This window comes from Pseudomonas sp. Sample_14 (assembly GCF_004307515.1).
GTDB lineage: Bacteria > Pseudomonadota > Gammaproteobacteria > Pseudomonadales > Pseudomonadaceae > Aquipseudomonas > Aquipseudomonas atacamensis.
Genome location: NZ_RCOC01000103.1, coordinates 39,016 through 52,326, shown reverse-complemented (window position 1 = coordinate 52,326; position 13,311 = coordinate 39,016). Strand labels below are relative to the sequence as shown.

The 13,311-nt window shown below is 57.6% G+C and carries 10 protein-coding genes; 5 read left to right on the top strand and 5 right to left on the bottom strand.

Annotation, left to right across the window (positions count from 1 at the left end):
* Positions 1-88 precede the first annotated feature (88 nt).
* Complete coding sequence (locus D8U61_RS26655) at positions 89-2,524, top strand: TonB-dependent siderophore receptor (RefSeq protein ID WP_130927989.1); 2,436 nt, start codon at positions 89-91, stop codon at positions 2,522-2,524.
* A gap of 41 nt (positions 2,525-2,565) precedes the next feature.
* On the opposite strand, the gene mnmE is transcribed toward D8U61_RS26655, so the two are convergent.
* The 5 genes from mnmE to rpmH all read right to left on the bottom strand — a co-directional run bounded on the left by mnmE (position 2,566) and on the right by rpmH (position 6,487).
* Positions 2,566-3,933, bottom strand: coding sequence for a tRNA uridine-5-carboxymethylaminomethyl(34) synthesis GTPase MnmE (mnmE, locus tag D8U61_RS26650; RefSeq protein ID WP_130888860.1), 1,368 nt, complete (start codon positions 3,931-3,933; stop codon positions 2,566-2,568).
* A gap of 81 nt (positions 3,934-4,014) precedes the next feature.
* Positions 4,015-5,694 (bottom strand): membrane protein insertase YidC, encoded by a 1,680-nt coding sequence (yidC, locus tag D8U61_RS26645; protein ID WP_071173916.1) that lies wholly within the window; start codon positions 5,692-5,694, stop codon positions 4,015-4,017.
* A 2-nt stretch (positions 5,695-5,696) separates the two neighbouring features.
* Positions 5,697-5,942 (bottom strand): membrane protein insertion efficiency factor YidD, encoded by a 246-nt coding sequence (gene yidD, locus D8U61_RS26640; protein ID WP_027901580.1) that lies wholly within the window; start codon positions 5,940-5,942, stop codon positions 5,697-5,699.
* Entirely contained in the window at positions 5,935-6,336 is a 402-nt protein-coding gene (gene rnpA, locus D8U61_RS26635; protein WP_024014946.1) for a ribonuclease P protein component, read from the bottom strand. The genes yidD and rnpA overlap by 8 nt, the downstream gene beginning before the upstream one ends.
* 16 nt (positions 6,337-6,352) lie before the next feature.
* On the bottom strand, positions 6,353-6,487 hold the full coding sequence (gene rpmH / locus D8U61_RS26630) for a 50S ribosomal protein L34 (RefSeq protein ID WP_003213577.1): 135 nt from the start codon (positions 6,485-6,487) through the stop codon (positions 6,353-6,355).
* A 566-nt stretch (positions 6,488-7,053) separates the two neighbouring features.
* Here rpmH and dnaA point away from each other — a divergent pair.
* The 4 genes from dnaA to gyrB are packed head-to-tail and all read left to right on the top strand — an operon-like array spanning position 7,054 to position 13,261.
* The gene (gene dnaA / locus D8U61_RS26625; RefSeq protein ID WP_024014947.1) at positions 7,054-8,577 is read left to right on the top strand and encodes a chromosomal replication initiator protein DnaA; all 1,524 of its coding nucleotides are present in this window, start codon (positions 7,054-7,056) and stop codon (positions 8,575-8,577) included.
* 39 nt (positions 8,578-8,616) lie between these two features.
* On the top strand, positions 8,617-9,720 hold the full coding sequence (gene dnaN / locus D8U61_RS26620) for a DNA polymerase III subunit beta (protein WP_016772390.1): 1,104 nt from the start codon (positions 8,617-8,619) through the stop codon (positions 9,718-9,720).
* A 14-nt stretch (positions 9,721-9,734) separates the two neighbouring features.
* On the top strand, positions 9,735-10,838 hold the full coding sequence (recF, locus tag D8U61_RS26615; RefSeq protein ID WP_016772389.1) for a DNA replication/repair protein RecF: 1,104 nt from the start codon (positions 9,735-9,737) through the stop codon (positions 10,836-10,838).
* A 5-nt stretch (positions 10,839-10,843) separates the two neighbouring features.
* Positions 10,844-13,261, top strand: a complete 2,418-nt coding sequence (gene gyrB, locus D8U61_RS26610) for a DNA topoisomerase (ATP-hydrolyzing) subunit B (RefSeq protein WP_130927988.1) — start codon at positions 10,844-10,846, stop codon at positions 13,259-13,261.
* Positions 13,262-13,311: the final 50 nt, after the last annotated feature.

Below are 13,311 nucleotides of genomic sequence, written 5' to 3'. Positions count from 1 at the left end.
AACAGGGTTATCTTTTTGCGTCCTGAGCCGGCCCTACAGGTAATCGCGATCAACGCGGCTCTTCGCCACCTTCAGGGCTAATCCACACATGCGTCTTCCCACGTTCCGTCAGCGCTTTTCTCCACACTGCATTGCATACACCTTATTGATGGCCAGCACTGCGTCCTGTCTGGTGATCAGCAACAGCGCCTTCGCGGCGTCGACATCCCAGCGCTTCGCCATTGCCGCCGGCCCGCTGGATAGTGCCTTGAGCCAGTTCGCCGCTACCGCCAATGTGATTCTGTCGTTCTCGCCGCAGCAGACCAGCCGCTTGCGCAGTGCCGGGCTGAACGGCGACTTCAGCGTCGAACAAGGTTTCGCTCAATTGCTGCAAGGCTCGGGTTTACAGGCAGTGCCACAAGCACCCGGCAGTTTCATTCTGCAGAACGTGCCCAACGGTGACTCCCTGGAACTGGCGCCGACCAACATCAATGCGCAGTTGGGCAATCCAATGAATCTCGATTACGCCGCCGACGTCGGCTACAAGGCGCAAAACAGCCGGATCGGTACGAAAACCAGTACGCCGCTGTCGGAAACACCGCGTTCGGTGTCAGTGGTGACCGGGCAGCGGATCAGAGATCAGAAATCCCAGACACTCACCGACGTACTCGGCTACGTGCCGGGGATCTTCGCCCCACCTTTTGCCGCCGGCGACAGCTTGGCTGGCGACCTGTTCTATATCCGTGGTTTCAACGCCACCGATTACGGCTACGGTTTGCTGCGCGATGGACTGCGCGTGCAGGGCAATCGCTATGACACCAGCACCGAGCCGTACGGACTTGAGCGGGTCGAGGTGTTCCGTGGCCCGTCTTCGCTGCTGTATGGCGAAAATGCGCCAGGCGGTCTGGTCAATCTGGTCAGCAAACGCCCGACCGCCGCGCCTCAGGGCGAAGTGCAACTGGGCTATGGCTCGAACAATCGCCGGCAAATCGGCGTAGATGTCTCCGGCCAGCTCAATGACAGCGGCAACGTTCTCGGACGCGTGGTGATGCTGGGACGCAAATCCGATACCCAGACCGATCACGTGCCTGACGACCGTATTTATATCGCCCCTTCGCTGACCCTGAATTTCGACGATTTCAATACGCTGACGCTGCTGGCCAACTACCAAAAAGACCACACCAACATGGAGCTTGGCCTGCCCGCCGCCGGCACGTTGCTGAGCAATCCCAACGGCCAGCTATCCAAAGACACCATGCTCGGTGACCCGGACTGGAATACCTTCGAACGGGAAACCTGGAGCACCGGTTACGAGTTCAGCCACTCGTTCAACGATGACTGGCAGTTCCGCCAGAACTCGCGCTACATGCAGTCGCGCATCACTCGCCACGAAACCTGGCCGGGCAATCTGAACAACGCCGGTTTCGGCACGCGGTTGAACGTGACCGCCTACGATCGCTTCAACAAATCCATGGTGTATTCGCTGGATAACCAGCTCGAAGGCAAGTTCCAGGCGGGGGATCTGGAAAATACCGTGCTGTTTGGCGCCAGCTACGATCGCACCTCGTTCAACCAGGACTGGAATGCCGGCATTGTCGGGCCGATCGACATCTACAACCCGGTTTACCTGCGTGATCCGACCACGCCGATTGCCGTACAAAACACATTGCTCGAGCAGCAGATGAAGGGTGTTTATGCACAGATTCAGAGCAAGTACGACAACTGGCTGTTCCTGCTCGGCGGGCGCCAGGACTGGGTCGACAGTGACTTCCGCGACAAGGTGGCCCGAGGCAGCAACATCAGCTCCGAGGACAAGAAGTTCACCTATCAGGGCGGCGTGATGTATCAGTTCGACAACGGCATGACGCCGTATGTCAGCTATTCCACGGCGTTCGTGCCGGTGCAGCAGATTTCCAACGTCGGTGCGCCGCTTGATCCGATCACCAGCAGCCAGTACGAAGTGGGCTTGAAGTACGAACCGATCGGCTGGGACACCGCGTTCACCGCTTCGGTGTATGACCTGCGCAAGGAGGACGACACCTATTTCGACGCAACGACTTCGACCTATCGCCAGGTGGGCGAAAGCCGCGCCAAGGGCGTCGAGCTGGAACTAAACAGCAACCTGACGCAGAACCTCAATGTCACGGCGGCCTATACCTACACCGACGCGAAGATCACCAAGGATGCAGCAACATCGCTGGTTAAAGGACATCAAATGACCGGCGTGCCGCGTAATCAGGCCTCGGTCTGGGCGAAATATCGCTTCCTCGACAGTGATCTGAAAGGCTTGTATGTGGCCGGTGGCGTGCGCTACTTCGACAGTGCGTTTGCTTACACTTCGCCGTCTCTATACGGAAAGCTAGATGCCGGTGACGTTACATTGGTCGACGCGGCAGTTGGTTACCAGATCGATACACACTGGAGTGTCGATTTGAATGCGAAGAACCTGTTCGACAAGGAATATGTGTCGGGATGCAACGACGCCGGCCGCTGTTACTGGGGCGAGGATCGTACTTTGCTCGGTACGGTGTCCTATAACTGGTGACCAAAAAGGGGCTGCGGATGAATTATCCACAGCCCCTTCTTTTATTTGCCGATGCAGAAGCTGGAGAAAATCCTTCCGAGCAAATCATCAGAGCTGAACGCCCCGGTAATCTCACCCAGGGAATGCTGAGCCTGGCGCAGATCTTCGGCGAGCAATTCGCCTGCCCCGGCCAGGGTCAGTTGCGCGCGGCCATGTTCCAGTGCCGCGCTGGCGTGACGCAGTGCTTCCAGATGCCGGCGACGTGCGCTGAAGCTGCTTTCCGAAGTCTGCTCGTAACCCATGCACGCCTTGAGGTGGTCCCGCAGCAGATCGAGGCCTTCGGCGGACTTGGCGCTGAGACTGATGGTCACGTGGCCGTCGTCACTGGTCTCCAGAGAAACCGCATCACCGGTCAGATCGGCTTTGTTGCGGATAAGGGTGACCTTCGCCGGGTCCGGTCGAGACTCGAGAAATTCTGGCCATAAGGCAAAAGGATCCAGTGCCTCTGGTGCGGTCGCATCGACCACCAGTAAAACCCGATCCGCTTCACCAATGGCTTTCAAGGCCCGTTCAACACCGATTTTTTCCACACGATCATCGGTGTCACGCAGGCCTGCGGTATCGACAACGTGCAACGGCATACCGTCGATGTGGATATGTTCGCGCAGGATATCCCGCGTGGTGCCGGCAATCTCGGTAACGATGGCAGCCTCGCGACCGGCCAAGGCATTCAACAGGCTGGATTTACCGGCATTCGGCCGGCCTGCGATGACGACGGTCATGCCATCACGCAATAACGCGCCCTGCCCCGCTTCGCGCAATACTGTGGATAACTCATCGCGTACTTTGTCGAGCATGCTCAGCACATGGCCGTCGGCGAGAAAGTCGATTTCCTCTTCCGGGAAGTCGATGGCGGCTTCGACGTAGATACGCAAGCCGATCAGTTGCTCGGTCAGGTTATGCACACGCTGGGAAAACGCACCCTGCAATGAACGCAGCGCATTGCGCGCAGCCTGGGCAGAACTGGCTTCGATCAAATCGGCGATTGCCTCGGCCTGGGCCAGATCGAGTTTGTCATTGAGGAAGGCGCGCTCGCTGAATTCCCCAGGACGGGCCAGACGACAACCCAGTTCCAGGCAGCGCTTGAGCAACATGTCCAGCACGATCGGGCCGCCGTGACCTTGGAGTTCCAGCACGTCTTCGCCGGTGAACGAGTTCGGCCCCGGGAAATACAAAGCCAGACCTTCATCCAGCACTTGCCGGTCGTCACTGAAAAACGGCCCGTAATGGGCGTAACGCGGTTTCAGTTCTCGGCCGCTGATGGCTTTTGCCGCCATGCTGGCCAACGGCCCGGAAATACGGACGATGCCCACACCGCCGCGCCCTTGAGCAGTGGCGACAGCAGCGATGGTTTCACGGGGTGTGCTCATAAAGCGGCATCCAGACAAAAGTGGCAGATAGCAAAACGCCCCACTAGGGGGCGTTTTGAGTGGTTTTATCCACAGTGCAAGTTACGCCTCGGCTTTTTTCGTCGCCGCTTCGATCTTACGCGTGATGTACCACTGTTGTGCAATCGACAGGCAGTTGTTCACAACCCAGTACAGCACCAGACCAGCAGGGAACCACAGGAAGAAGAAGGTGAAGATGATTGGCATCATTTTCATGACCTTCGCCTGCATCGGATCCGGAGGCGTCGGGTTCAACTGCTGCTGGATGAACATGGTTGCGCCCATGATGATCGGCAGAATGAAGAACGGATCCTTGATCGACAGGTCAGTGATCCACAGCATGAACGGCGCCTGACGCATTTCCACGCTTTCCAGCAGAACCCAGTACAGCGACAGGAAGACCGGCATCTGTACGAGGATCGGCAAGCAGCCACCCAGTGGATTGATCTTCTCTTTCTTGTACAGCTCCATCATGGCCTGCGACATTTTCTGCCGGTCATCGCCATGTTGCTCTTTCAGCGCAGCCAGTTTCGGAGCCACGGCACGCATGCGCGCCATCGATTTGTAGCTGGCAGCCGACAGCGGGAAGAAAATCCCTTTGATCAGCATGGTCAGGAAGATGATCGACCAGCCCCAGTTACCGACAATGGCGTGGATATGTTGCAGCAGCCAGAAGATCGGCTGGGCAATGAACCACAGAATGCCGTAGTCGACGGTCAGTTCCAGACCTGGGGACAACTCTTTCAGTACAGCCTGACTTTTCGGACCGGCGTACAGCACAGCGCTGGTTTCAACTTTTGCACCTGGAGCAGCGGTCAGAGTAGGACCGGTGTAACCGATGATGTAGTTGCCTTTGCTGTCTTTACGGGTCTGGACGATGTTGTTTTCGCCCTTGGCCGGAATCCACGCAGTCACGAAGTAGTGCTGCAGCCAGGCTACCCAACCACCGGTGACGGTTTCCTTGAGCTGCGCCTTGTCCATGTCCTTCATCGACACTTTCTTGTACGGCTCGGAACTTGTCCACAGGGCAGCGCCCAGGTAAGTCGCGGTGCCAGTAGCAGTGGTCGACGAAGGATCAGCGCTGGCATCGCGCTTCAACTGGGCAAACATTGCGCCGTTCCAGGGCTGAGCGCTCTGGTTATCCACAATGTAGGAGACAGCAACGTCGTACAGGCCACGTTTCAGGGTGAAACGCTTGATGTAGTTGACGCCGTCCTTGCTGAATTTCAGGTCAACGACGAGTTGATCCTGACCGTCAGCCAGTTGGTAAACCTTCTTCTCCGAGGAATAAACCGGACGACCGGCCGGGTTTGCATCCGGGCCGTTGGTACCGATCAGACCGCTTTGCGCCAGATATACACGTTCGCCGCCGTTATCGAACAGCTGGAACGGAACGTCAGGACGATCCTGACGACGTGGATACAAAGGCAGAGTCAGTTGCGCAACGTCGCCACCCTGCGGATCGATCGCCAGATCGAGCACATCGGTCTTGACCTGAATCAGATCCTTGCTGGCGGCGACCGGCGTTTCGGCAGGTGCGCTGGTATCGCTGGCGGCGCGCGGAATATCGTCACTGGCGGCATTTGTGCCAGTGGCGGTGTCCGGCAAACCGGATGTAGTCGTACTGGAAGCAACATTCTGAGTCGGCAGGGCAGCCTGGCCATAATCCTGGTTCCATTTAAGAACCATGACGTAGGACACGATTGCCAGGGCGACGATCAGGATCGTGCGTTTGATATCCATGATTACTCGGCCATCGAAGAAGAACGGGAGGTAGGGACAGGTGGAACCGGGTCATAACCACCGGGATTCCACGGATGACAGCGACCTAAACGACGAAAGGTCAGCCAGCCACCGCGCAGAAGGCCATGATTTTCAATGGCTTCATACGCGTAGCAGGAACAACTGGGGTAGAAGCGACAGTGGCTGGCCATTAAAGGACTAATGGCATAGCGATAAAACTGGATCGGAACGAGGGCCAGTTTACGCATCGGTACTGTCTACCCCTACAGTTTCGGTTTTGACTGCCGGAACGGGCTTGTTGCGTGCCAGACGCTTCCAGAGTTTGCCGAAATGCTGAATCAATTCGGGGTTTTCTACATCACCCAAACCTTTGCGCGCGACGATAACGATGTCCCAGCCGACCAGTGAATCCTGGTGCAGACGGAACGATTCGCGCATCAGACGTTTGAGGCGATTGCGCTCAACGGAGAGCTTTACGCTCTTTTTCCCGATAACCAGCCCGAGACGGGGGTGATCAAGATCGTTGTTGCGTGCAAGGAGCAGGAGATTTTTCCCCGGAACCTTGCCGGTAGGGGAGTCAAAGACTGCCTTGAAATGCCGGGGGGTAAGCAGACGCTTTTCCCGACTGAAGTCCTGACTCACCTCCAGTACCGGATTATCAAACTGCCAGACGCGCACGACCTTTGGCGCGACGACGCGACAGGACTGCGCGGCCGTTCTTGGTAGCCATGCGAGCACGGAAACCGTGGGTACGAGCGCGTTTGATAGTGCTTGGTTGGAAAGTACGTTTCATGTCGTGTTACCTGGTTCGTCCACAACGGGCCGGAATGGCCCCCGTTTTAAGAGACCGGGGATTCTAGAGAAAGCAAGCCTTCAGGTCAATTTCCAACCAGCGTTTCCTTATAAATAGATCCGGGCAGGTTTTTAGCTTGAACGCCTGTCAGCCAGATATAGAAATAAAGAAGGGAATTATTTAAAGCTTTTCTGTAAAGCTTGTAAAAGCTAGGCACGCCATCTTCTGTGGATAACTGCCATGAAGCCTTATTCCACGGGATGTACAGAGAATGACAACTACAGTGGAAAACCGTGTTCAGCCTGTGCTGCGCTATCGGATAAGCTGTGTGTGGAATGGCCTGTTATCCACAGGCTGGTTATCCACCGGGTTTAGCCCCCAGTTGTCCAGTGCCCTCAGAGGCATTTATCCACAGGGCTTATTCACATGCCGTTGGTCGCCTTTTAATGCGTTAACGCGTTGATAAATGATGGTGACGAACCTACCTGCATGTGGATAAGTGAATCGCTCGCCGCTACAATGGCCGCTTGTTTTTGCCTCACCGGCTTTCAACTTAGGGGATATCCGTGTCAGTGGAACTTTGGCAGCAGTGCGTGGAGCTTTTGCGCGAAGAGCTGCCTGCCCAACAATTCAACACCTGGATCCGTCCACTACAGGTCGAAGCCGAAGGCGACGAGTTGCGCGTTTACGCACCGAATCGTTTCGTGTTGGACTGGGTCAACGAAAAGTACCTGGGCCGCGTCCTTGAACTGCTGGATGAGCACGGCAATGGCTCGACGCCGGCGCTGTCCTTGTTAATAGGCAGCAAACGCAGCTCGGCACCTCGTGCCGCACCCAATGCGCCACTGGCGGCCGCGCAGGTTGCTCAGGCGCAGGCCAATAATGTGCCAGCGAGCAATCCGGCACCGACGCCAGCCCCTGCTCCGGCCAAACGTTCCACACAGAAGGCCGCTGAAGTCAGCGAAGAACCTTCCCGCGACAGCTTCGACCCGATGGCCGGCGCCGCTTCGCAGCAGGCCCCTGTTCGCGCGGAGCAGCGCACCGTGCAGGTAGAAGGTGCGCTCAAGCACACCAGTTACCTGAATCGCACGTTCACCTTCGAAAACTTCGTTGAAGGTAAATCCAACCAGCTCGCCCGTGCGGCGGCTTGGCAAGTGGCGGACAATCCCAAGCACGGTTACAACCCGCTCTTCCTTTATGGTGGCGTCGGCTTGGGTAAAACCCACTTGATGCACGCGGTGGGCAACCATCTATTAAAGAAGAATCCGAATGCCAAGGTCGTGTACCTGCATTCCGAGCGCTTTGTGGCCGACATGGTCAAGGCGTTGCAACTGAACGCCATCAACGAATTCAAGCGTTTCTACCGGTCGGTGGACGCCTTGCTGATCGACGATATTCAGTTCTTCGCTCGCAAGGAGCGTTCCCAGGAAGAGTTTTTCCACACCTTCAACGCGTTGCTTGAAGGTGGTCAGCAGGTCATTCTCACCAGTGACCGCTACCCGAAAGAAATCGAAGGCCTTGAAGAACGCCTCAAATCCCGCTTCGGTTGGGGCCTGACGGTTGCTGTCGAGCCGCCGGAACTGGAAACCCGCGTGGCGATCCTGATGAAGAAGGCCGATCAGGCCAAAGTCGAGTTGCCTCACGATGCCGCGTTCTTCATTGCCCAGCGCATTCGCTCCAACGTCCGTGAGCTGGAAGGTGCGCTGAAACGCGTAATCGCCCACTCGCACTTCATGGGCCGCGACATCACCATCGAGCTGATCCGCGAATCCCTGAAAGACTTGCTGGCGTTGCAGGACAAACTGGTCTCTGTGGATAACATTCAGCGCACCGTCGCCGAGTATTACAAGATCAAGATTTCCGACCTGCTGTCCAAGCGGCGTTCGCGCTCGGTGGCTCGTCCGCGTCAGGTCGCCATGGCATTGTCCAAGGAACTGACCAACCACAGCCTGCCGGAAATCGGCGATGTGTTTGGCGGCCGCGACCACACCACCGTGTTGCACGCCTGCCGCAAGATCAACGAACTTAAGGAATCCGACGCGGACATCCGCGAGGACTACAAGAACCTGCTGCGTACACTGACCACTTGATGAACACCAGCGCAGCTTATTAAGGCAAGGGACTAGACCATGCATTTCACCATTCAACGCGAAGCCCTGTTGAAACCCCTGCAACTGGTCGCAGGCGTCGTCGAGCGCCGACAGACCTTGCCGGTACTGTCCAACGTGCTGTTGGTCGTCGAAGGCCAGCAACTGTCGCTGACCGGTACCGACCTGGAAGTCGAGCTGGTCGGTCGTGTGCAACTCGAAGAGCCGGCCGAAACGGGCTCGATCACCGTGCCGGCGCGCAAACTGATGGACATCTGCAAGAGCCTGCCCAACGACGCGCTCATCGACATCAAGGTCGACGAGCAGAAGCTGGTGGTGAAGGCCGGCCGTAGCCGCTTCACCCTGTCGACCCTGCCGGCCAACGACTTCCCGACTGTTGAAGAAGGCCCGGGCTCGCTGACGTGCAGCCTGGAGCAGAGCAAACTGCGTCGCTTGATCGAACGCACCAGCTTCGCCATGGCCCAGCAGGACGTGCGTTATTACCTCAACGGCATGTTGCTGGAAGTTTCCGCTGGTGTGATCCGCGCCGTGGCCACCGACGGTCACCGTTTGGCGATGTGCTCGATGCAGGCCGATATCGGTCAGCCGGATCGTCATCAGGTGATCGTACCGCGCAAAGGTATCCTCGAACTGGCGCGTCTGCTCACCGAGCCGGACGGCAATGTCAGCATCGTCCTTGGTCAGCATCACATCCGCGCCACCACGGGCGAGTTCACTTTCACCTCGAAACTGGTCGACGGTAAATTCCCGGATTACGAGCGCGTCCTGCCGAAAGGTGGCGACAAACTGGTACTCGGCGATCGTCAGGCATTGCGTGAAGCGTTCAGCCGTACGGCGATTCTGTCCAACGAGAAGTACCGCGGTATCCGTCTTCAGCTGGCCAGCGGTCAGTTGAAGATCCAGGCCAACAACCCGGAGCAGGAAGAAGCGGAAGAGGAAGTGGGTGTTGAATACAACGGCGGCTCGCTGGAGATCGGCTTCAACGTCAGCTACCTGCTCGACGTGCTGGGCGTGATGACCACTGAGCAGGTTCGCCTGATCCTGTCCGACTCCAACAGCAGTGCGCTGGTGCAAGAGTCCGACAATGACGACTCGGCTTACGTTGTCATGCCGATGCGTCTGTAATCAGCTGATCCTGAATGTCGTTAAGTCGTGTTTCGGTCACCGCGGTGCGTAATCTACACCCGGTGACCTTCTCCCCCTCCCCCCGCATCAATATTCTTTACGGCGCCAACGGCAGCGGCAAAACCAGTGTTCTGGAAGCCATTCATCTGCTGGGGCTTGCCCGTTCGTTTCGCAGCACGCGGCTGTTGCCGGTCATTCAGTACGAACAGCTCGCCTGTACTGTATTTGGTCAGGTTGAGCTGGCTGAAGGCGGACACAGTGCGCTGGGGATTTCTCGCGACCGTCAGGGCGAGTTCCAGATTCGCATCGATGGCCAGAACGCCCGTAGCGCTGCGCAGCTGGCGGAGATCCTGCCGTTGCAGTTGATCAACCCGGACAGCTTTCGTCTGCTGGAAGGCGCGCCGAAGATTCGCCGGCAGTTTCTCGACTGGGGTGTGTTCCACGTCGAGCCGCGTTTCATGGCCACTTGGCAGCGTTTGCAGAAGGCGCTGCGCCAGAGAAACTCCTGGCTGCGGCATGGTACACTTGACGCCGTTTCGCAAGCGGTTTGGGACAGGGAACTGTGCCAGGCCAGCGCTGAAATCGATGAATACCGCCGCGCTTACATCACAGCCTTGAAACCGGTCTTCGAACAGACCTTGAGCGAACTGGTTGAGCTCGAGGGTTTGACGCTCAGCTATTACCGAGGCTGGGACAAGGACCGCGAATTGAGCGCCGTGCTTGCCGGTTCCGTGCAGCGGGACCAGCAGATGGGGCACACCCAGGCCGGACCGCAACGAGCTGATTTGCGTCTCAGATTGGGCGCACACAATGCCGCGGACATCCTGTCCCGGGGTCAGCAGAAGCTTGTGGTCTGTGCACTACGGATTGCCCAAGGGCACCTGGTCAGCCAGGCCCGCCGCGGACAGTGTATTTATCTGGTGGATGACTTGCCGTCCGAGCTGGACGAGAGCCACCGTCGCGCGCTGTGCCGCTTGCTGGAAGACTTACGCTGCCAGGTGTTCATCACCTGTGTAGATCACGAATTACTGAGGGAAGGCTGGCAGACGGAAACGCCAGTCGCTTTGTTCCACGTGGAACAGGGCCGTATCACCCAGACCCACGACCATCGGGAGTGAAGGCATTGAGCGAAGAAAATACGTACGACTCAACGAGCATTAAAGTGCTGAAAGGCCTGGATGCCGTACGCAAACGTCCCGGTATGTACATTGGTGACACCGACGATGGCAGCGGTCTGCACCACATGGTGTTCGAGGTGGTCGACAATTCGATCGACGAAGCCCTCGCCGGCCATTGCGACGACATCAGCATCATCATCCACCCGGACGAATCCATCACCGTTAAAGACAACGGTCGTGGCATCCCGGTAGACGTGCATAAAGAGGAAGGCGTTTCTGCCGCTGAGGTCATCATGACCGTCCTCCACGCTGGCGGTAAGTTCGATGACAACTCCTACAAGGTTTCCGGCGGTCTGCACGGTGTAGGTGTTTCGGTAGTGAACGCACTGTCCGAAGAGCTGGTCCTGACCGTTCGCCGCAGTGGCAAGATCTGGGAACAGACCTACGTCCACGGTGTGCCTCAGGCACCGATGGCCATCGTTGGCGACAGCGAAACCACCGGTACCCAGATTCACTTCAAGGCTTCCAGCGAAACCTTCAAGAACATTTACTTCAGCTGGGACATCCTCGCCAAGCGCATTCGTGAACTGTCCTTCCTCAACTCCGGTGTCGGCATCGTCCTCAAGGACGAGCGCAGCGGCAAGGAAGAGCTGTTCAAGTACGAAGGCGGCCTGCGTGCGTTCGTTGAATACCTGAACACCAACAAGACTGCGGTCAATCAGGTGTTCCACTTCAACATTCAGCGTGAAGACGGCATCGGCGTGGAAATCGCCTTGCAGTGGAACGACAGCTTCAACGAGAACCTGTTGTGCTTCACCAACAACATTCCGCAGCGCGACGGCGGCACCCACCTGGTGGGCTTCCGTTCGGCACTGACGCGTAACCTGAACAACTACATCGAGCAGGAAGGTCTGGCGAAGAAGCACAAAGTCGCCACCACCGGTGACGATGCCCGTGAAGGCCTCACCGCGATCATTTCGGTGAAGGTGCCGGATCCGAAGTTCAGCTCGCAGACCAAAGACAAGCTGGTGTCTTCCGAAGTGAAGACTGCGGTCGAGCAGGAGATGGGCAAATACTTCTCCGACTTCCTCTTGGAAAATCCGAACGAAGCCAAGCTGGTAGTCGGCAAGATGATCGACGCCGCCCGTGCCCGTGAAGCCGCGCGCAAGGCCCGTGAGATGACCCGCCGCAAAGGCGCGCTGGACATCGCCGGCCTGCCGGGCAAACTCGCTGACTGCCAGGAGAAAGACCCGGCGCTGTCCGAACTGTACCTGGTGGAGGGTGACTCCGCGGGCGGTTCTGCCAAGCAGGGACGTAACCGCAAGACCCAGGCGATCCTCCCGTTGAAGGGCAAGATCCTCAACGTCGAGAAAGCCCGTTTCGACAAGATGATCTCGTCCCAGGAAGTGGGCACGCTGATCACCGCGCTGGGCTGCGGCATCGGTCGCGAAGAGTACAACATCGACAAGCTGCGCTATCACAACATCATCATCATGACCGATGCTGACGTCGACGGTTCGCACATCCGCACCCTGCTGCTGACCTTCTTCTTCCGTCAGCTGCCGGAGCTGATCGAGCGTGGCTACATCTACATCGCCCAGCCACCGCTGTACAAGGTCAAGAAAGGCAAGCAAGAGCAATACATCAAAGACGACGACGCCATGGAAGAGTACATGACGCAGTCGGCGCTTGAAGATGCAAGCCTGCACCTGAACGAAGAAGCCCCGGGCATTTCCGGTGAAGCGCTGGAACGTCTGGTCAATGACTTCCGCATGGTCATGAAGACACTCAAGCGTCTGTCGCGCCTGTACCCACAGGAGCTGACCGAGCACTTCATCTATCTGCCGGCCGTCAGCCTTGAAACCTTGGGCGACCACGCGGCGATGCAAGAGTGGCTGGTGCAGTACGAAGTCCGTCTGCGTACCAACGAGAAGTCGGGCCTGGTCTACAAGGCCAGTCTGCGCGAAGACCGTGAACGTGGCGTCTGGCTGCCAGAGGTCGAACTGATCTCCCACGGCCTGTCGAACTATGTCACCTTCAACCGCGACTTCTTCGGCAGCAACGACTACAAAACCGTGGTCACCCTGGGCGCGCAACTGAGCACCCTGCTCGACGAAGGCGCGTACATCCAGCGTGGCGAGCGCAAGAAAGCCGTTACCGAGTTCAAGGAAGCCCTCGACTGGCTGATGGCCGAAAGCACCAAGCGCCACACCATCCAGCGCTACAAAGGTCTGGGTGAAATGAACCCTGATCAGCTGTGGGAAACCACCATGGACCCAAGCGTGCGACGCATGCTGAAAGTCACCATCGAAGACGCCATCGGTGCAGACCAGATCTTCAACACCCTGATGGGTGATGCGGTCGAACCTCGCCGAGACTTCATCGAGAGCAACGCACTGGCGGTTTCCAACCTGGATTTCTGATCCTGATTGCTACCCGCTCATGAAAAACCCCGGCCAATGCCGGGGTTTTT

Bases quoted from the DNA above. Each gene is read 5' to 3' on its own strand.
- D8U61_RS26655 (WP_130927989.1), top strand. From the start codon at position 89: ATGCGTCTTCCCACGTTCCGTCAGCGCTTTTCTCCACACTGCATTGCA.
- mnmE (WP_130888860.1), bottom strand. From the start codon at position 3,933: ATGAGCACACCCCGTGAAACCATCGCTGCTGTCGCCACTGCTCAAGGG.
- yidC (WP_071173916.1), bottom strand. From the start codon at position 5,694: ATGGATATCAAACGCACGATCCTGATCGTCGCCCTGGCAATCGTGTCC.
- yidD (WP_027901580.1), bottom strand. From the start codon at position 5,942: ATGCGTAAACTGGCCCTCGTTCCGATCCAGTTTTATCGCTATGCCATT.
- rpmH (WP_003213577.1), bottom strand. From the start codon at position 6,487: ATGAAACGTACTTTCCAACCAAGCACTATCAAACGCGCTCGTACCCAC.
- dnaN (WP_016772390.1), top strand. From the start codon at position 8,617: ATGCATTTCACCATTCAACGCGAAGCCCTGTTGAAACCCCTGCAACTG.
- recF (WP_016772389.1), top strand. From the start codon at position 9,735: ATGTCGTTAAGTCGTGTTTCGGTCACCGCGGTGCGTAATCTACACCCG.